This window comes from Rhodoplanes azumiensis (assembly GCF_042682915.1).
In the GTDB taxonomy this organism is placed as follows: Bacteria; Pseudomonadota; Alphaproteobacteria; order Rhizobiales; family Xanthobacteraceae; genus Rhodoplanes; species Rhodoplanes azumiensis.
On record NZ_JBHUIW010000002.1, the window covers coordinates 222193 to 240348 of the forward strand.

Sequence of the window (18156 nt, forward strand, 5' to 3'; positions counted from 1 at the left end):
AGGGGCTCGCCGAAGGCGAGCCATGCAAGTCGGCTTGCCGACTTGCCGACATTACATGCCGATCTCGGGCAAGCCCGAGATCGGGTGGGCGACGGCCCGGGCTCTCCAGGCTGATTCCAGGGCCGCATCCTTCGAGGCCCGGCGATGCCGGGCACCTCAGGATGACGGGGATGAACCGAGCCGAGTCGAAACCGACGTAACGCCGACAGGTCGCCGCTCATGGACGCCACGCCGGACGCCGTTCGCTCCTCGCCGACGGGATACGCTTCGCCCGATCACCACGGCGAAGAGTTCCCCTCGACCCCGCCGGTCGGCGGCGCCGGCAAGCGGCCGCACGTCACCATCCGGGGCTTGAGCAAGCGCTTCGGCCGCACGGTCATCTACGACGATTTCGACCTCGACATCCCGCGCGGCGAGCTGATCTCCGTGTTCGGGCCGAACGGCTGCGGCAAGAGCACGCTGATCAACATGATCGCCGGGCTGATCCCGGTCGATGCCGGCCGCATCCTGTTCGACGGGATGCTGCTCTCCGAGATCAAGTTCGGCTACGTGTTCCAGAACTACCGCGAGGCGCTGTTTCCCTGGATGCGCGCCTTCGACAACATCGCCTATCCGCTGAAATTGATGAAGGTGCCGGCGGCCGAGCGCAAGGCGCGCACCGAGGCGCTGGTCGAGCGGCTCGGCGTCAAGATCGACCTCAACCTCCATCCCTATCACATGTCGGGCGGCCAGCAGCAGCTCGTCTCTATCATGCGGGCGCTCGTCGTCGAGCCCGAGATCCTGTTTCTCGACGAGCCGTTCTCGGCGCTCGACTACGAGATGACGCTGTTCATGCGCGAGCAGCTCCAGAAGCTGTTCATCGAGAGCGGCACAACCATGGTGCTGGTGTCGCACGATCTCGAGGAGGCCGTTTATCTGGCCGACCGGGTGCTGCTGCTGTCGCGCCATCCGGCCCGCGTCGCGGACTTCGTGCCCGTGTCCGTGGCGCGGCCGCGCGGCGACGAGACGTTGTCGGACCCGGAGTTCGTCCGGCTCAAGGCGCACTGCCTCGAGGTGTTCCAGCGCGAGGTGAGGCGAGGATGATCCGCAGGCTCGATGCGTTCCTGCCGCTGGTCGGCGTCGTCGGCCTGTTGGCGATCTGGTCGCTCGTCACGTCGCGCGGCTGGGTCGATCCGGTGCTGCTGCCGTCGCCGGCCGAGACCTTCAAGGCGTTCTGGAAGGGCATGGACGGCGGCGCGCTCGGCTTCGACTTCGTCAAGACCGTCTATCGCACCACCATGGCGACCGCCATCGCGGCCGTGATCGCCATTCCGCTCGGCATCATGCTGGGCTCGTCGGAACGCCTTTATCGTTCGCTCGAGTTCGTCATCGACTTCTTCCGCTCGACCCCGGCCTCGGCCATGTTCCCGTTGTTCCTCGTGCTGTTCGGCGTCGGCGACGAGACCAAGATCTCGGTCGCGGCGTTCGGCGCCATCCTGGTGATCCTGTTCAACGTCGCCTACGGCGTCATGAACGCGCGAAAGACGCGGCTGCTCGCCGCCAAGGTGATGGGCGCGTCGCGGCTGCGGGTGCTGTTCGACGTGATGCTGTGGGAATCCCTGCCGCAGACCTTCGTGGGGCTGCGCAACGGCGTGTCGTTGGCGCTCGTCATCATCGTGGTGGCCGAGATGTTCATCGGCTCGCAGGACGGCCTCGGCCACAGCGTCTTCGAGGCTCAGCAGCTGTTCGACATGCCGCGCATGTACGCCGCGATCGCCGCCGCCGGCGCGCTCGGCTACGGGCTGAACCTCCTGTTCCTCACGATCGAGCGCCGCTTCGTGCACTGGTCGGGAAAGTAGGGCGACGTCGGTCCGGGGCGCGCCGAAGGCGCGAGCCCGGAATCCCGCCGAAAATTCCGAGCCTGGCGTCGGAGTCCGGGTTTGCGGGCGTCGCCCGCGCCTCGGAACGACCGCCGTCTTCCGCACCGCACACTTTGCATGCACGGTCCGGGAGACAATTGGTCGCCCTCCGTTTCCGCCGCGGCTGCTCTGCACGGCCGCGGGTTCTGTGCGCGCGCCGGCCTCGTGTAGTCTCCTCGCCCCGATGATCGCGGACCCGGGATCCTCTCCCGGGCGGCTCGACCCGACCGCGACAGATCAGAAAATCCGAGGAGACAGTCCGCATGGACCGGTATGCGCGCGGCCCCTTCAATGTCGGCTACGAGCGACGCCTCGACGTCGCTGCGCTGCGGCAGAAGCGCATCGCCAAGGCGCAGGACCAGCGCCGCAAGGCGGGTCTCGACGCGCTGCTCGTCTGGAAGGACGAGAACCAGCGTTATCTCACCGATCTGCGGCCGCAGCTGATCACCGGCAAGACGACGGCCCTCAACGGTGCGCTGCTGATCGAGGGCCGCGCCCCGATCCTGTTCTGCTCGGGCGGCGAGCGCGACCGCGTCGATCTCACGATGCCGTGGATCGAGGAGGCCCACACCATCCCGATCATCGAGGAGGTCGCCCTCGTCGACGGCATGGTCAAGGACATCCTCGGGCCGGTGCTGCGCAAGCACGGCCTCGCCGACGCGAAGCTCGGCCTCGACGAGGCCAACACCGTCTTCGTGAAGGCGCTGCACCGGCACTTCCCCAAGCTCGCCATCGAGGACGGCGACACGCCGATGCTGATGGCGCGCCGCCACAAGCTGCCCGAGGAGATCGTTCTCCTGGAGGAGGCGACCGCCATCGCCGACGCCGTGACGGCCTCGGCCACGGCCGCGATCGCCGACGGGGTGCGCGAATGCGAGGTCGCCGGCGAGGCGATGCGCACGCTGTTCCGGCTCGGCGGCGAGTACTCGCACGTGATGACGCCGTTCGTCGCCTCGGGCGAGCACATGGCGCCGCCCAACCGCATCTGCGGCGACAAGCTGATCCGCTCCGGCGACATCGTGTTCATCGATATCGGCGCAGCCTTCGGCGGTTATTTCGGCGACGTCGCCCGCGCCGTGATCTGCGGCAAGCCGTCCGATCAGCAGAAGCGGATCTTCACGGCCGTCTACGAGGGGCTGATGGCCGGCATCGCCGAGATGCGGCCCGGCCGCACCAACCGGGACTGCACCGACGCGATCGTGCGGGCGGCCGGCAAGCACGGGCTCGACGGAAGGTTCCTGTCGCTGTTCATCGCCCACGGCGTCGGCATCGGGGCGAACGAGCCGCCCTATATCGGCGAGACGCTGCCCGGCGCGCCGACCTACGAGTTCGAGCCCGGCATGGTGTTCGCCGTCGAGCCGTTGATCTGGGTGCCGGGCGTGCGCGGCGGCGGCGGCGTGCGGCTCGAGGACATGGTGCTGATCACCGAGGGCGCCCCGCACGTCCTGTCGCGCGCGCCCTATGACGAAAGGCTGATGTTGGGGTAGGGCGCGCCCCGGCACGACAGCCGCATCACGCGGTCCCGCCCGCCTGCCCGGGCGGGGCGGGCATCGCGAACGAGGCCGGCGGCTGCCATTCGTAGACCCAGCCGTGCCGGGACAGCACCGTCTCGCCGCCGATGATCCGCATCGCAAGGTCGCGCAGCGCCGCGGCCGGCTGCCCCAGATGGTAGACCAGGTCGTTGCGGCGCGCCGCCCGCACGATGCCGGCGGTGCGGGCGCGGCGGCGGCCCTCGTAGTCGCGCAGCGCCGCCTGTGGCGCGTCCGGTCGGCGCGCCAGCGCATCCGCGAGAACCGCGGCGTCCTCGATCGCCATGGCGGCGCCCTGGGCCAGGAACGGCAGGGTGGGGTGGACGGCGTCGCCGAGCAGCGTCACCGGCCCGCGGCCCCAGTGTCGCGACGCCGGTCGCCCGTGCAGCGACCAGCGCAGCCACTGCTCCGGCCGCGCCAGCAGATCGCGCGCCGTTGCCGACCAGTGATGGGCCGGAAAGTGCTCCAGCACCTCCTCGGGCAAGCCCGGGGCGCTCCAGCCGGTGACGATCTCCTCGTCCTCGGCGATCGCCACGAGGTTGATCATGGCGCCGGCCCGGACGGGATAGTGGACCAGATGGGCGCCCCGGCCGAGCCACAGATTGACGGTCGGCGCGCGGTGCTCCGGCGCCACCGCATCGGCCGGCAGCAGGGTGCGCCACGCGGTGCGTCCGGCCGGGTGCGCGGGACCGTCGTCGAACAGCCGCGCCCGCACCCGCGACCACACGCCGTCGGCGCCGATCAGCACGAGACCGGGAAACTCGCCCACCACGGTCGGTCCGGCGGTCGCCACCGTCACGCCGTTGGCATGGACGGCGTACTCGTCGACCCGGGCGCCGAGCACCAGCTTGATGTCCGGCCGGGTCGCGCACAGGTCGAGCAGAACCGTGTGGAGGTCGCCGCGATGCGCGACCCAGTAGGGCGCGCCGTAGCGCTGCGGCGCGGTGCCGATCGGGATGCGGGCGAGGTCGTCGCCCTGGGCGTTGCGCACCCGCACCTCGTCGGGCGTCACCGCCACGGCGCTCAGCCGCGGCGCGGCGCCGATCCCGATCAGCACCCGAGTGGCATTGGGGGAGAGCTGCAGGCCGGCACCGGTCGGCTCCAGCCGGGGGGCCTGCTCCAGCACCACGACCCGGAACCCGCGGTCGGCGAGGGCGATCGCCGCCGTCAGCCCACCGATGCCGGCGCCGGCGATCAGGATCGTCCGCGAGTCGACCACCGGGGGAACGGCCTAGGCGGCGCGGCTCTCCTCCAGCGCGCATTCGGGCGGGCGCGCCTCGAAGCCGTGCAGGGTGGCGTCGTGCTTGTAGAGGGTGGAGCAGTAGGGGCAGACGATCTCGCTGTCGTCCCCCATATCGAGGAAGACGTGCGGGTGATCGAAGGGCGGCCTGGCGCCGATGCACATGAAGCGCTTGGCCCCGATGGCGATCGTCTGAACGCCGGGATCGTTATGGAAGTGGGGTACGATCTTGTCCGCCATGATTCCACCTTTGCGGCAACGTCTTGTCAGCGATCCGGGTGCACGCGATCGGTCGGGATGCGAGACTGTCGCCCGGACGTGAACGGAACCGGGTCGGCAGGACGACAAACGCGCGTGCGGACCATAGCGAGACCGGATAGGATTTCCTAGTGCCGACAGAACGATCCGAGCGACGGGCAAGGCTGCGCAGCGAGCTCGCCCTGCCATTCCTGGTGGTGGCGACCGTGGCGGGCGGCCTGTGGCTGGCCGCTCCGACGGCGCTCGACTCGGCCGGCCTGCTGCTCGACCAGAACGACCCGGTGCGGCTCGCCGACCGGGCGGTCGACAAGGCGCTGACCCCCGCGGTCGCCCGGCGCGAGATCGAGGCGGCGCTCGCCGCCGGCGACGCCGACTTGGCCCGGAGCTTCGTCGAGCTCGCCCGGTCGCGCGCGATCGCGCTCGATCCGGGCCTGCTGGCGCGGGTCGCCGAGGCGGGCACGGCGGCTGCGCAGGCGGCGCGCACGGCGAAGAGCTTCGGGATGGGGCTCGTCACCGGCGAGCCGGAGGACGGCGCCGGCCTCGCCGGCACGCTCCTGGGCGACCTGTTCGTCTTCGGTGACGTCCGCGACGCGGTCCGCGAGGGCGGCCGGCTGGCGACCGGCGCCGAGGCCGACGAGCTGGTGCTCGGCCTCGCCTGCGTCGGCCTCGCCGTTACGGCCGGCACCTATGTGTCGCTCGGCGTCGCGGCGCCGGCCCGCGCCGGCGTCTCGGTCGTCAAGGCCGCTTGGAAGACCGGCAAGATGGGGGCGGGGCTCGCCGCCTTCACGGCCCGCTCCTTGCACGGCGTGGTCGATCTCGCCCAGGCCCGGCGCGCCGTCTCGGCGAGCGCGCTCCTGCAGCCGACCGTCGCGGCGCGCGGCCTGAAGGCCGCCGTCAAGCTCGACAAGGCCGAGCCGCTGGTCGATCTCGTCCGCGACGCCGGCAAGGTGCAGGCCAAGGCCGGGACGCGTGCGGCGCTCGACGGGCTGAAGCTCGCCGAAGGTCCGAAGGACGTGGCGCGCCTCGCCAGGATCGCCGAGACGAACGGCGGCAAGACGCGCGCGATCCTGAAACTCGGCGGCCGCGCCACGCTGGTGCTGACCACCGGCGCCATGACGCTGTTCAACTGGTCGTTCAGCGCGCTGATGTCGCTGATCTGGGCGCTCGTTCTGGTCAAGAGCCTGACCGAGCGCGCCACCCGCCGCGCGCTCGCCTTCTCCAAGCGGCGTCGCGCCCGCAAGGCCGCCCGCATGGCCGCCCGGATGGCCGCCCGCGCCGCCGTGGCGACGCCTCCGCTCACCCCGCAGACGGCGACGCAGCCGGCCTGATCAAGCTCCTTCCAACCTCCCTCACGAGAATGCTGTCCTTCAAGAACGGTCCTGTCGAACTCGCCTATCTGGACAAGGGCGAGGGCGAGCCCATCGTGCTCGTCCACGGCTTCGCCTCCAGCAAGGAGGCCAACTGGGTCCACCCGCGCTGGGTCCAAACCCTCACGCATGCCGGTCGCCGCGTGATCGCGCTCGACATGCGCGGCCACGGCGCCTCGACCAAGCTCTACGAGCCGGCCGCCTATCACGCCGGCGCCATGGCCGACGACGTGCGGGCGCTGCTCGACCATCTCGGCATCGGCAAGGCCGACGTGATGGGCTACTCGATGGGGGCACGGGTGACGGCGTTCCTGGCGCTCGCCCATCCGGAGCGGGTGCGCTCGGCGACGCTCGGCGGTCTCGGCTGGCATCTGGTCGACGGCGCCGGCCTGCCGGACGCGGTCGCCGAGGCCATGGAGGCGCCCTCGCTCGCCGACGTCACCGATCCCCAGGGCCGCACCTTCCGGGCCTTCGCGGACCGCACCAAGTCCGATCTGCGGGCGCTCGCGGCCTGCATCCGCGGCTCTCGCCAGACGCTCACGACCACCGCGATCGGCCGGCTGGAGCCGCCCGTGCTGATCGCCATCGGAACCAAGGACGACGTCTCCGGACCCGGCCGCCCGCTCGCCGACCTGATTCCGGGCGCCCAACTGGTCGACATCCCGGACCGCGACCACATGCTGGCGGTCGGCGACCGTGCCTACAAGGCGGCCGTGCTGGCGTTCCTGACCGAGCGGCCGTGAGCGAATGGCGTCGTTCCGGGGCGCGGACCGTGAGGTCCGTGAACCCGGAATCCAGCGGCAATCGTGGATCTCCGGGCTGGATTCCGGGTTCGCAGCTCCGCTGCGCCCCGGAATGACCCCGAACCACGTCGCGGTCTGATATGATCGCCACCGGAGACACCGCGCCGGGAGAACGGCATGTTGCAGGATCGGAGCATCACCAGGACGCTCGGCCGCGTCGATCCGGTGTGGGACCGCATCCGCACCGAGGCCGAGGCGGTGGCGCGGCGCGAGCCGGAGCTCGCGTCCTTCGCCTATGCGAGCGTGCTGCATCACGATCGGCTGGAGGATGCGGTGGTGCACCGCGTCGCGGCGCGGCTCGACCATCCCGACTTCGGCAGCGAGCTGATCCGCGGCGCCTTTCTGGACGCCCTGCACGGCAGCCCGGACATCGGCGAGGCGTTCCGGGCCGACATCGTCGCGGTCGTCGACCGCGATCCGGCGACCAGTCGGTTCCTCGAGCCGCTGGTCTATTACAAGGGCTTCCACGCCATCCAGGCGCACCGGCTGGCGCATTGGCTGTGGAGCCGCGGGCGGCGCGACTTCGCGCTCTATCTGCAGAGCCGGTCGTCCTCCGTGTTCGCGACCGACATCCATCCGGCGGCGCGGATCGGTCGTGGCGTCTTCCTCGACCACGCCACCGGCCTCGTCGTCGGCGAGACCGCCGTGATCGAGGACGACGTCTCGATCCTGCACCACGTGACACTCGGCGGCACCGGCAACGAGACCGGCGACCGCCACCCGAAAATCCGCCACGGCGTGATGATCGGGGCGGGGGCGAAGATCCTCGGCAACATCGAGATCGGCCATTGCGCCCGCATCGCCGCCGGCTCGGTCGTGCTGCGCTCGGTGCCGCACAACACCACGGTCGCCGGCGTGCCCGCCAAGGTGGTCGGCGACGCCGGTTGCGCCGAGCCGTCGCACGCCATGGACCAGATGCTGCGCGATCTCGGCCTCTAGGACCGCGGCCGGAGCGAAATCGGCATACGCGTCATAAGGATGGCAGATGTCCACCGGGCGCCTTGCGCGACCACGCCGGCCCCCGTATGGACTCCCCACCCATCACCGGCGCGCCGCTCCTGGCGCCGCCGCCGATCCCGACGACGGAAAAGGAGCCCGCCCCGTGGACGCTGTTGAAATCCGCAAGCTCGAAGGCTATCTGCGCCGCCTGTTCGGCAACGCCCGCCTGCGCGTCGTGCCGCGCCCGAAGAAGGACGATTCGGCCGAGGTCTATATCGGCGAGGAGTTCATCGGCGTGCTGTTCGTCGACGACGAGGACGACGACCGCTCCTACAATTTCCAGATGGCGATCCTGAGCACCGACCTGGAATAGGGGCGGCGGGTTCAGGTCGCGCAGCAGCGCGCGCCCCTTGACGAACGGCCTTCGCCTTCTCGGAGCGCGCCGGCGAAGGGCTTCGCCCCGCTCACCCCGCCTTCGGCCGGATGGTGACGAGCAGCCGGTTGAAGCCGTCGGCGACCTTGCGCCAGTCGGCGAGCCATTCGCGCGGGAATCGCATCGTCACCACGGCGCCGCCGACGATCGTCTCGGTCAGGCAGGTCGCGGTCGGCCGGCCGGGCGCCGGGCGCTCGCAGCGCGCCAGGAACCTCTCCGGCGCGTTCTCCTCCCAGGCGAGATCCTCGCCCTGATAGGGCGTGCCGTCGCGGAACTCGACGATCGCGAGCCCGTCGGGGGCCGGTTCCAGCGTGTCGCGCACATAGCGCAGCCACAGGACACGCAGCCGCTCGGCCGGCTGGAGCGCGCCGGCGGCCGGCGCCACCGTGACATAGATGCGGTCGCTTGCAGCCCGTTCGCCCGGCAGCCGCTCGCCGGGAAGCCGGTCGCTCGAATGACGATCGCTCGCGCCCCGCTCGCCGGCGATCGCCCCGGTCGCGACCGGGTCGAGCGGCCGCGGCGGGGTCAGCTCCGGCCAGGCATAGACGAGGTCGAGGCGCTCCTGCGGGCCGGGGCGGCGCTGCACCGCCATCCGGATCGCGCCCGGGGCGACCGCGAAGGTTTCCTCGGCCACCACGATCGGGAGATGCGGCGCGTCGGTCGCGATCGGTGCCGGCGTCGCCGGCCAGCGGGCCCAGACGGACCACATCCCCGCCGCGACCGCGACGCCACCCACCACCACGAGGCCGGCCATCGCCACCATGGCCCTGCGGCTGTGCCGCCGCCGTGCCGGCCGCACCCGCGCCCCATACGCCACGTCCACCATCACGCCACGCCCACACCACGCCGTCCGAGTTCGGGGCGGAGTGTGCCACGTGGTCCTTAACCACTTGTGGCCAGGGTCGGACGGCCGACCGTGCCGACGTCGAAGCCGATGGGACGGGGAGCATCCGCGCGAGCGCACGATCCCGCCGCCGGATGGTGCGATCGGCTCGCGTTAACCCTTCTTTAACGATGGCGTGGCGGTGGCGGGCCGGATGGGGGATACCTGTCGGGTCGCAGTGCGTGCGGAGCCGTGTCATGTCACCCGAGTCCATCCAGAACTTCCTGGCCCTCGCCATCGGTTTCGCCTTCGCCGGACTGATCGCCACCGGCTACCAGGCGTGGGCGCAGCGGCCGGCCTCGTTCCGACTCCTCGAGCAGGGCGCCTCGGCGGCGAGCATCGCGGCGGTGCCGTTCCTGGTGTTCGCGGCGCCGTTCATCATCATGCGCAACACGGTGCGGGGCCGGGTGATCGAGCGCCGCCGCTTCGAGTTCGTGATGATCGCCACCATCGTCGCCGGCCTGTGGAGCCTGATGTCCGGCACCATCGTGGTGATGACCGTGCAGGTCGTCGCCGCCGGGCTCGCGCGCCTGGTCGGCTGAGGCCGCGGCGCAGGCGCGCCTCGCGCCGCGCTTCCCGCGCTCCCGTCTGCGGGCTAGGGGTAGGGCGGGAACGCTCGACCCGAACGCTCGATCCGGAGGCGCCACGCATGCCCATCTATGCCCTGCACGACCTCGTCCCCGAGCTGCCGGCCGCCGGCCGCTTCTGGGTCGCCGACACGGCCGTGCTGATCGGCCGCGTGCGCCTCCTCGACGAGGCGAGCGTGTGGTTCGGCGCGGTGCTGCGCGGCGACAACGAGTGGATCGAGATCGGCGTTCGCTCGCAGGTGCAGGACAATGCGACGCTGCACACCGACATGGGCTTTCCGCTCACCATCGGGAGCGATTGCGTGATCGGCCACAACGTCATCATGCACGGCTGCACGGTGGCGTCGTGCAGCCTGATCGGCATGGGCGCGATCGTGATGAACGGCGCCGTGATCGGCGAGGGCTCGATCGTCGGTGCCGGCGCCGTGATCCCGGAGGGCAAGACCTATCCGCCGCGCTCGCTGATCGTCGGGGCGCCCGGCAAGGTGGTGCGCACCCTCGACGACGCCGCCATCGATCGCATCCGGGCCGGGGCGGACGGCTACGTGCAGCGCGCCAAGCTCTACGCCGCCGCACTGAAGCCGATCGGCTGACGCTGCCGACGGGAAGCCAGCGAAGAGACAGACCGACCGCCGGATCAGGTCCGGCGGTCACGACGCGAGAGGCGGTTGGTCTCGCGCGGGCGATCAGCCGCCGAACGACGGCGTCGCGGAGGTGGCGAACTCGGCGAGCCCGAGGCCGGGGCCGAGCAGGCGACGGCCGCGCACCAGCGTGGCGCGGGCGGCGCGCGCGTCGAGCGCCGTGCGCATCAGCGCCGGCAGCTCCTTGGGCTGGCGCATCACCTGCCGCATCATGGCGAGAATGTCGGTGGTGCCGTTCGGCCGCATGGCGGCGAGCGCCGCCTTGGGCAGCGCCCGGTCGGCCGGGTCGGTGATGACTCGGATCGCCGCCACCGGCAGGGCGTGCGCCGCGCCGATCTCGGCGACGATGTGGGACTCCATGTCGACGGCGAGCGCCCCGGTCGACTCGTGCAGGGTGCGCTTGGCCGCCGTGTGGGCGACCGGCTTCGGCACCCCGACGATGGCGCCCCGAACGGCGCCCGGAATGGTGTCGGCGAGCTTGCGGGACCATGTCGGATCGGTCGGGAAGCGCGCCGCGCCCGACAGGATCTCGGCGGCGACCACGCAGGTGCCCGGCTCGAGATCCGGGTGAAGCCCACCGGCGACGCCGAAGCTGATCAGCCCGCCGCATTCGTCGTCGATCGCCTGCGTCAACGACGCGGCGAGATTGCGGCCGTCACCGCTGCAGATCACACGCATCCCCGCGTCCGCGACGATCTTCGCCTCGAACGCCAGCCCCACGACGACGATCAAGAACCCACCCCCAAAAAAACGACGCGCGCGGTCCCCGGCGCACGACGTCCCCCTTGCGACTCCGAGTTCCTAAATTGCAGCCCGGCTGCCGCTTTGTACAGGATCCCGCGCGTTGCGTTTCCGTCACGCCGCAAGCCGGCACGATGCCGCAGCGGCGCCCGGTCGCAAAGAAATCTGTGAAGGATCAACGGGGTAGGTCGTTACCGACACGGACTCGTCGGCGCCGCGGCGCCGCGGAGAAAATGCAACACCGCCGAAATTTCCAGACACGATGGTTCGTCTGGGGCAACCGGAGGTGCGGCGCGGCCGGAGTTTCGATCCGGCCGCGACCGCGGGTGCGGATCAGCGCGACCGCGCCAGCATCTTGCGCAGGGTGTCGCCCGTCGGGGTGCGGGCGTCGGCGATACGCCAGCCGTCCTTGCCTTTGGCGAGCTCGAAGTCGAGATGAAGCGGCTGGCCCATGTTCTTGAAATCGACGGCGATCACCGCCTTGTCGCCGGTCACCGTGGCGGCCGCGACGGTGACGTCGGAGAGCTCGAAATCCTGCCCCTGGACGAAGAAGTCGGCATCGATCAGCTCGGCCTTCTGATAGCCCTGGACCACGGCCGGCACGAAGAAGCGACGCAGCACCTTCGGCTCGTTGGGCAGACCCATCAGGTCGGTCTTGCCGGTGCCGTAGAGCGCATAGAGCTGCGTCACGGCCTCCTCGGGCGTGGCGAACTGCGCCGGTGCCGGCGTGGCGGCGAGGAGGGCGAATGCAAAGGCGGCGGCGGCGAGGGGGTGAGACGCTGTCATGACCTTCCGACTGTGGATTGGGCCCGACACGGGCGAGCCGTGATGCGGACTCGGGTGGCCCGGCTCGACCGGCCGGATCCGTCCGGCGAGCTACCGACGCATGTCGGCGAGGTCAAGGCGCCGCGGCTCGCGTCCCGGCTCGTCGTCAGCACAGGCGTCGCCACGTCCACCGTGTCTTGCTCAGCCAGACCTTGCGCAGGCACGGCATCTCGTCGACCTCGCCGAAGGTCGGGTAGGAGCCGTTCCAATAGGCCGGATAGCCCCAGAAGCCCCACGGATAGTCGCCGAAGCCCCACGGCCGCACGGCCCATGGGCCGGGCGCCCAGCCGGGGCCTGGCCGCCAGCCCGGCGCCGGCCCCCCGGGTCCGGGCGCGCCCCGCGGGCCGACCAGCCGGCCGGGTTCGCGCGCCTCGGCGGGGCCGGCGGCGAGCGACAGGCCGAGCAGCGCGGCGACGGCCGCGGCCAGCAGGGATTTTGCGATCATGACACGTCTCCTGACGATGGCCGGGGAGGATGGGAGCCCCCCCACCCGGCGGTCGCGACGGCGCGAGCGACGGCCGTGGTCGACGGCCGTGGTCGACGTGCCCGCGCCTGCGATCCTCGCCAGCATGGATCCCGAATGGGCCGGGAACGCGGCCTGGGCGTGGCGGATCGCCGCGCAAGTGTTTCCGGCGTCGGGCGTGTTTCGGCAGCCGCGCCGGCGCTTTCCGCGCTGCCTCGCGCGCCCTAGATAAGCAGGGTCGGCCGCCGTTCGCCTCCGCCGGAGGCGTGGCCGCGGGGTGCCTCATGTCCGATCTGTTCGACGACCTCTTCGCCGCGAGCCCGGCCGATCCGAACGAGGCGGCCAAGCGCACCATGCGGCCGCTGCAGCGGCGCTTCTACGCCGAGGTGACGCTGCGCGAGACGCCGGAGGGTGTCGCGGTCGCGCTCGACGGCCGGCCGGTGCGCACCCCGGCGCGGCGCACGCTCGCCTTCCCGACCGCGGCGATTGCCGAGCGCTGCGCCGCCGAGTGGCGCGCCCAGGCCGAGATGATCGATCCCGCGACGATGCCGCTGACCCGGCTCGCCAACGCGATCATCGACGCGGTCGTCGCGACGCCCGACGCGGTCGCCTCCGAGATCGCCCGCTATCTCGGCTCCGATCTCCTGGTCTACCGGGCCGAGGGGCCGGCGCGGCTGGTCGACAGGCAGAGCCGCGCCTGGGATCCGGTGCTCGCCTGGGCGCGCGATCGCCACGGGGCGCGCTTCGTCCTGGTCGAGGGCGTGGTCTTCACCACCCAGCCCGCATGGGCCGTCGAGGCGATGCGGCGGCTGATCCCGGCCGGTGCCTGGCGGCTCGGTGCCCTGCACGTCGTCACGGCGCTGACCGGCTCGGCGCTGCTGGCGCTCGCGCTCGCCGAAGGCGCCGTCACGGCGGAAGCGGCGTGGAGTGCCGCCCATGTCGACGAGGACTGGAACATGGAGCTGTGGGGGCACGACGAGCAGGCGCTCGCCCGCCGCGCCCATCGCCGCAGCGAGTTCGACGCCGCCGTCGCCGTGTTGTCGCTGGTGCCGGAGGGGTGATGCGCGCCGCGGAGCCGTCGCGACGGCAACCCAGAGGTTAACGTCCGGTTTACGCCCGCCTGCTAGCGTTCAGGGTGGAGAACCCTCGAACCGACGGACGCGACCCGTGGACCTCGTCGTCTCGCCCATCGCGGTGGCGCTGAACACGCAAGGCGGCGGCAACGCGCCGACCTTCACGCCGGGCCAGGTGATCGACGCCCTGGTGATGCGGGTGCTCGACCAGACCCATGTCCAGCTCGCCGTCGGCGACTCGTTGATCGACGTGCAGACCGCGGTGCCGCTGCCCCAGGGCGCCCATGTCCATCTCGCCGTGCGGGCGACGCCCGACGGCCTGCGCCTCGTGGTGCTGCATCCCGACGAGATCGGCGGCGCCGCGGCCGGTGCGGCCACGGTCGGCGCGGCCGCGGGCGCGACGACGAAGGCGACCGACGCGGCGCGCTCCGCCGAGGCCACGGCCACGACGCGTCCGCCGCTCGATCCGGCGGCGCTCGCCGCGAGCCCGCAGGCGGCGCTCGCGCAGGCCGTCCGGGCGGCCGCCCTGCAGCAGGACGGAATGGCGCCGCTGTTCGCCAATCTCGCGGCCATGATGGCGCGCGGCGCGCTGCCCGACGGGTTGCGGCTGGCCGCCGCCCAGCTGATGGGGTTCCGTCTGCCGACCGACGCGCCGGTCGAGCCCGACGACGTCGCCGGCGCGCTCGCGCGCTCCGGCCTGTTCCTCGAAGCGGGCCTCGCCGCCGGCGCGGCCGCGACCCGCACCTCGCCGTCGGGCGACATGAAGGCCGCCCTGGTGGCGCTCCGGGCGGCGCTCGCCGCGTTGGCGGGCGGACCCGCCGCGGGGGGGCGCTCGGAGGGCAGCGAGTCGAAGCTGCAGGGCTTCGTGGAGGCGTCGCTCGCCGGCGCCACGCAAGCCGGTGGCGGACGGCCCGAGGCGGCCGGTGCCCAGGCGCTCTATCGGGCGCTCGCCCAGGCGATCACGGCCGGCGGGCTGCCGGCCGGCGCCACCGCCGCCGCGACCGCTCCCCCGGCCGCGCCGGCCGCGCCCACGACAGCGGCCGGGCCGGCCGCACCCGGCGCCGCCCCGGGCGAGACCGGCCATCCGTCGCGGCCGCCGCCGCCCTATGGAGGCGCCGCGCCGGCCGCCCAGCCGGTCGCTGCGCCGACGCTCGCCGAGGACGTCGCGCCGAGGGATGCCGTCCGCACGCTGCTCGCCCAGACCGAGGCGGCGCTCGCCCGCCACACCCTCCTGCAGGCCGCCTCGCTGCTGGGGAGCGCCGCGCCGGGCGGCGCGGCCGATGCGGCCGGCGCTCGCTGGGTGTTCGAGATTCCGTTCGCGACCCCGCAGGGCACCACGGTCGCCCAGTTCGAGATTTCGCGAGACGGCAAGGGGCAGGGGGCCGGCGGCAAGGTCGCACCCGCTTGGCGGGCACGCTTCGCCGTGGAGATCGAGCCGGTCGGGCTCGTCCACGCTCAGGTCATGGTGACGGGCGAGCGCGCCGGCGTCACCCTGTGGGCCGAGCGCGGCGACAGCGCCGTGCTGCTGCGCGACAATGCCGGCGTGCTGGCCGAGCGGCTGCGCGCCGCCGAACTCGACCCCTCCGAGGTGGTGGTGCGCGCCGGCGCCCCGCCGCGTCCGGCCCGCACCGCGGCACCGGCGGCCGGGCGATTCCTGGACCGCGCCTCATGACCGGCGAGCGCCCCCCCGTGCCGCTCGCCATCGCGCTCCAGTACGAGGCGCCGGGCGCCCCGCGCGTCGTCGCCAAGGGCAAGGGGGCGATCGGCGAGAAGATCGTCGCGCTCGCCCGCGAGCACGGCGTGCCGATCGAGGAGAACGCCGGTCTCGCCGCCGCCCTGTCCGACGTCGAGCTCGGCGACGAGATTCCGGAAGAGCTCTACCGCGCCGTCGCCGAGGTTCTGTCCTTCATTCTGCGCCTTTCCGGCAAGCTGCCGCAGACGCCCCGCCCGGACGCTCCGCCGGCCCCGCCGGGGCACCCGGTCCCACGATCGTCGCCGCCGACGGCCGCAAGGCAGTGACCCGGGCTTGAACCTTCGTCGAGGGGGCGGTGCGACCCATTGTTGCGTCTTGCCCGGCGCGCCTCGACATATCATTGTCAGTCTCTCGCCTCGTGCTGCACTGCCGTGCTATGACGCGGCGGGCGGTCGGCCTCCTTTTCGCGTGCGGGTTTTGATCCATGAAAAGCATTTTGGAGAAGCTGGAGAAGCGGCGCGCCGGGGCGCGGCTGGGCGGCGGCGAGGCGCGCATCGAGGCGCAGCACCGGCGCGGCAAGCTGACGGCGCGCGAGCGCATCGGCCTCCTGCTCGATCACGGCTCGTTCGAAGAGTACGACATGTTCGTCGAGCACCGGTTGAGCGAGTTCGGTGCCGACCGCACCAAGATTCCGGGCGACGGGGTGGTCACCGGCTGGGGCACGGTCAACGGCCGCACCGTCTTCGTGTTCGCCAAGGACTTCACCGTCTTCGGCGGCTCGCTGTCGGAAGCGCACGCCCAGAAGATGACCAAGATCCAGGACATGGCGCTGAAGGCGCGGGCCCCGATCATCGGCCTGTTCGACGCCGGCGGCGCCCGCATCCAGGAAGGTGTCGCGGCGCTCGGCGGTTACGGCGACGTGTTCAAGCGCAACGTCCAGGCCTCGGGCGTCATCCCGCAGATCTCGGTGATCATGGGGCCGTGCGCCGGCGGCGACGTCTACTCGCCGGCCATGACCGACTTCATCTTCATGGTGCGGGACACGAGCTACATGTTCGTCACCGGCCCGGAGGTCGTGAAGACCGTCACCAACGAGATCGTCACGGCCGAGGAGCTCGGCGGCGCCAGCGTCCACGCGACCCGCTCCGCGGTCGCCGACGGCGCTTTCGAGAACGATGTCGAGTGCCTTCTGCAGATGCGGCGCTTCATCGACTTCCTGCCGGCCCATTCGGGCGCCGGCGTGCCCGAGTGGCCGAGCTTCGACGACGTCGAGCGGCTCGAGCCCTCGCTCGACACGTTGATCCCCGACAACCCGAACAAGCCGTATGACATCAAGGAACTGATCCACAAGGTCGTGGACGAGGGCGACTTCTTCGAGCTGTCGCCGAGCTTCGCCCGCAACATCGTCATCGGCTTCGGCCGCATCGCCGGCCGCACGGTCGGCTTCGTCGCCAACCAGCCGATGGTGCTGGCCGGCGTGCTGGACAGTGACGCGAGCCGCAAGGGCGCCCGCTTCGTGCGCTTCTGCAATGCTTTCGACATCCCGATCGTCACCTTCGTCGACGTGCCCGGCTTCTTGCCCGGCACGGCGCAGGAGTCCGGTGGGTTGATCAAGAACGGTGCCAAGCTCCTGTTCGCCTACAGCCAGTGCACGGTGCCGCTGGTCACGTTGATCACCCGCAAGGCGTATGGTGGGGCCTACGTGGTCATGGCGTCGAAGCACATCGGCGCCGACGTGAACTACGCTTGGCCGTCCGCCCAGATCGCCGTGATGGGCGCCAAGGGCGCGGTGGAGATCATCTTCCGCTCCGACATGGGCGACCCGCAGAAGATCGCCGAGCGCACCGCGGAGTACGAGTCGAGCTTCATGTCGCCGTTCAAGGCGGCGGAGCGCGGCTTCATCGACGAGGTGGTGATGCCGCACTCGACGCGGCGGCGCATCGCCCGCGCGCTCTCGATGCTGCGCACCAAGACGCTCGAGATGCCGGTGAAGAAGCACGACAACCTGCCGCTGTGAGGCGGCGGGGGTGGCGCTCCGGCAGGCGCGAGCCCGGACCCTCATCGCAACTCCCGTCACCCTGAGGCGCTCGGGCGCGAGCCCGAGCCTCGAAGGGCGACGGCCCGGGGGGGCCAAGCGGGTTCAGTGGCCGCATCCTTCGAGGCTCGCTGCGCGAGTACCTCAGAGGCTGTGAATCTTTCGATTTTTGCACTTTTCGACCTGAGTCAAATCAACGACTTGGCCGGGCCGAAAACGCCGAAAACCGGAAAGATTCACAAGCTCTCAGGATGACGGGGGCGACGACGAGGCGGTGGACGACGATGGGGTGACCGAGGCGCGGCGTTTCGAACCCGCCCGCTCCCGTTCGCCACCAATCGGCGTATGCTGAACAGGCTTTTTCCGCGGGCTGCGCCGGCCGCCCGATCGACGTCCGTCCGACGCACCCGCTCCACCGAGACGGGGACTTCCGATGACCAGAACGACGACGTTGCTGTCCGCCGCGGTCGCGCTCGCGATCGTTGCGGGGACCGCCGAGACCGCTCTCGCGCAAGGCATGTGCGAGCAGCTCTGGGTCGAGCGCAACTCGATCTTCAAGGCGCGCGGCTACTGCTTCAAGACCTCGCGCGCGATCAGCTATTTCGGTAATGCAGGGTGCGTCTACGACGTCGAGGCGATGGTGCCGCTGTCGCCCGGTGAGCGCGCCCGCGTCAACCAGATCCGGGCGATGGAACGGCAGTACGGCTGCCGGTGAGGCATCGTCGGTGAGGCGTCGGCCGGAGGCGGA

19 protein-coding genes and 1 pseudogene are annotated in these 18156 nt (G+C 71.5%); 14 read left to right on the forward strand and 6 right to left on the reverse strand.

Annotation, left to right across the window (positions count from 1 at the left end; all coding sequences use genetic code 11):
• Positions 1 to 219: 219 nt before the first annotated feature.
• The 3 genes from ACFSOX_RS02815 to ACFSOX_RS02825 all read left to right on the forward strand — a co-directional run bounded on the left by ACFSOX_RS02815 (position 220) and on the right by ACFSOX_RS02825 (position 3385).
• Positions 220 to 1083, forward strand: coding sequence for an ABC transporter ATP-binding protein (locus ACFSOX_RS02815; RefSeq protein ID WP_378476269.1), 864 nt, complete (start codon positions 220 to 222; stop codon positions 1081 to 1083).
• Complete coding sequence (locus tag ACFSOX_RS02820) at positions 1080 to 1838, forward strand: ABC transporter permease (RefSeq protein WP_378476270.1); 759 nt, start codon at positions 1080 to 1082, stop codon at positions 1836 to 1838. The genes ACFSOX_RS02815 and ACFSOX_RS02820 overlap by 4 nt, the downstream gene beginning before the upstream one ends.
• A 323-nt stretch (positions 1839 to 2161) precedes the next feature.
• Positions 2162 to 3385 carry a M24 family metallopeptidase gene (locus tag ACFSOX_RS02825; protein WP_378476271.1) on the forward strand — a complete coding sequence of 408 codons (1224 nt, stop codon included), beginning with the start codon at positions 2162 to 2164 and terminating at the stop codon, positions 3383 to 3385.
• A 25-nt stretch (positions 3386 to 3410) separates the two neighbouring features.
• Here the strand turns inward: ACFSOX_RS02825 and ACFSOX_RS02830 are convergent, their stop codons facing one another.
• On the reverse strand, positions 3411 to 4646 hold the full coding sequence (locus ACFSOX_RS02830; protein ID WP_378476272.1) for an FAD-dependent monooxygenase: 1236 nt from the start codon (positions 4644 to 4646) through the stop codon (positions 3411 to 3413).
• A 12-nt stretch (positions 4647 to 4658) separates the two neighbouring features.
• On the reverse strand, positions 4659 to 4907 hold the full coding sequence (locus ACFSOX_RS02835) for a zinc-finger domain-containing protein (protein ID WP_111357596.1): 249 nt from the start codon (positions 4905 to 4907) through the stop codon (positions 4659 to 4661).
• Between the two features lie 149 nt (positions 4908 to 5056).
• Here ACFSOX_RS02835 and ACFSOX_RS02840 point away from each other — a divergent pair, with 149 nt between their 5' ends.
• From ACFSOX_RS02840 to ACFSOX_RS02855, 4 genes are all read left to right on the forward strand, one after another.
• Positions 5057 to 6253 carry a hypothetical protein gene (locus ACFSOX_RS02840; protein WP_378476273.1) on the forward strand — a complete coding sequence of 399 codons (1197 nt, stop codon included), beginning with the start codon at positions 5057 to 5059 and terminating at the stop codon, positions 6251 to 6253.
• Between the two features lie 29 nt (positions 6254 to 6282).
• Positions 6283 to 7035: an alpha/beta fold hydrolase gene (locus tag ACFSOX_RS02845; RefSeq protein WP_378476274.1), complete on the forward strand. Its 753-nt coding sequence runs from the start codon at positions 6283 to 6285 to the stop codon at positions 7033 to 7035.
• 177 nt (positions 7036 to 7212) lie between these two features.
• Positions 7213 to 8034, forward strand: a complete 822-nt coding sequence (gene cysE, locus ACFSOX_RS02850; RefSeq protein ID WP_378476275.1) for a serine O-acetyltransferase — start codon at positions 7213 to 7215, stop codon at positions 8032 to 8034.
• A 163-nt stretch (positions 8035 to 8197) separates the two neighbouring features.
• Entirely contained in the window at positions 8198 to 8407 is a 210-nt protein-coding gene (locus ACFSOX_RS02855) for a DUF3126 family protein (protein WP_111357593.1), read from the forward strand.
• 91 nt (positions 8408 to 8498) lie between these two features.
• Here ACFSOX_RS02855 and ACFSOX_RS02860 read toward each other — a convergent pair whose 3' ends face one another.
• Complete coding sequence (locus ACFSOX_RS02860; RefSeq protein WP_378476276.1) at positions 8499 to 9293, reverse strand: hypothetical protein; 795 nt, start codon at positions 9291 to 9293, stop codon at positions 8499 to 8501.
• A gap of 254 nt (positions 9294 to 9547) precedes the next feature.
• Between ACFSOX_RS02860 and ACFSOX_RS02865 the strand changes: the two genes are divergently transcribed.
• A complete protein-coding gene (locus tag ACFSOX_RS02865) occupies positions 9548 to 9892 on the forward strand; it encodes a DUF6949 family protein (protein ID WP_378476277.1) in 345 nt (114 codons plus the stop codon).
• A gap of 107 nt (positions 9893 to 9999) precedes the next feature.
• The gene (locus ACFSOX_RS02870; protein WP_378476278.1) at positions 10000 to 10530 is read left to right on the forward strand and encodes a gamma carbonic anhydrase family protein; all 531 of its coding nucleotides are present in this window, start codon (positions 10000 to 10002) and stop codon (positions 10528 to 10530) included.
• A 93-nt stretch (positions 10531 to 10623) separates the two neighbouring features.
• Here the strand turns inward: ACFSOX_RS02870 and ACFSOX_RS02875 are convergent, their stop codons facing one another.
• From ACFSOX_RS02875 to ACFSOX_RS02885, 3 genes are all read right to left on the reverse strand, one after another.
• Entirely contained in the window at positions 10624 to 11310 is a 687-nt protein-coding gene (locus ACFSOX_RS02875; protein WP_378476279.1) for a phosphorylase, read from the reverse strand.
• 342 nt (positions 11311 to 11652) lie between these two features.
• Positions 11653 to 12105, reverse strand: a complete 453-nt coding sequence (locus ACFSOX_RS02880; RefSeq protein WP_378476280.1) for a DUF3828 domain-containing protein — start codon at positions 12103 to 12105, stop codon at positions 11653 to 11655.
• A gap of 145 nt (positions 12106 to 12250) precedes the next feature.
• Positions 12251 to 12589, reverse strand: a complete 339-nt coding sequence (locus ACFSOX_RS02885) for a hypothetical protein (protein ID WP_378476281.1) — start codon at positions 12587 to 12589, stop codon at positions 12251 to 12253.
• A 302-nt stretch (positions 12590 to 12891) separates the two neighbouring features.
• Here ACFSOX_RS02885 and ACFSOX_RS02890 point away from each other — a divergent pair, with 302 nt between their 5' ends.
• The 5 genes and pseudogenes from ACFSOX_RS02890 (at position 12892) to ACFSOX_RS02910 (ending at position 18123) form a co-directional block, all read left to right on the forward strand.
• Positions 12892 to 13668, forward strand: a complete 777-nt coding sequence (locus tag ACFSOX_RS02890) for an ATP12 family chaperone protein (RefSeq protein WP_378476282.1) — start codon at positions 12892 to 12894, stop codon at positions 13666 to 13668.
• Between the two features lie 106 nt (positions 13669 to 13774).
• A complete protein-coding gene (gene fliK / locus ACFSOX_RS02895) occupies positions 13775 to 15352 on the forward strand; it encodes a flagellar hook-length control protein FliK (RefSeq protein WP_378476283.1) in 1578 nt (525 codons plus the stop codon).
• Positions 15349 to 15612 (forward strand): annotated as a pseudogene (locus ACFSOX_RS02900) (EscU/YscU/HrcU family type III secretion system export apparatus switch protein); the annotation flags it as partial. The gene fliK and the pseudogene ACFSOX_RS02900, both read left to right, overlap by 4 nt.
• A gap of 245 nt (positions 15613 to 15857) precedes the next feature.
• On the forward strand, positions 15858 to 17390 hold the full coding sequence (locus ACFSOX_RS02905) for an acyl-CoA carboxylase subunit beta (RefSeq protein WP_378476284.1): 1533 nt from the start codon (positions 15858 to 15860) through the stop codon (positions 17388 to 17390).
• Between the two features lie 451 nt (positions 17391 to 17841).
• A complete protein-coding gene (locus tag ACFSOX_RS02910) occupies positions 17842 to 18123 on the forward strand; it encodes a YARHG domain-containing protein (RefSeq protein ID WP_378476285.1) in 282 nt (93 codons plus the stop codon).
• Positions 18124 to 18156 lie beyond the last annotated feature (33 nt).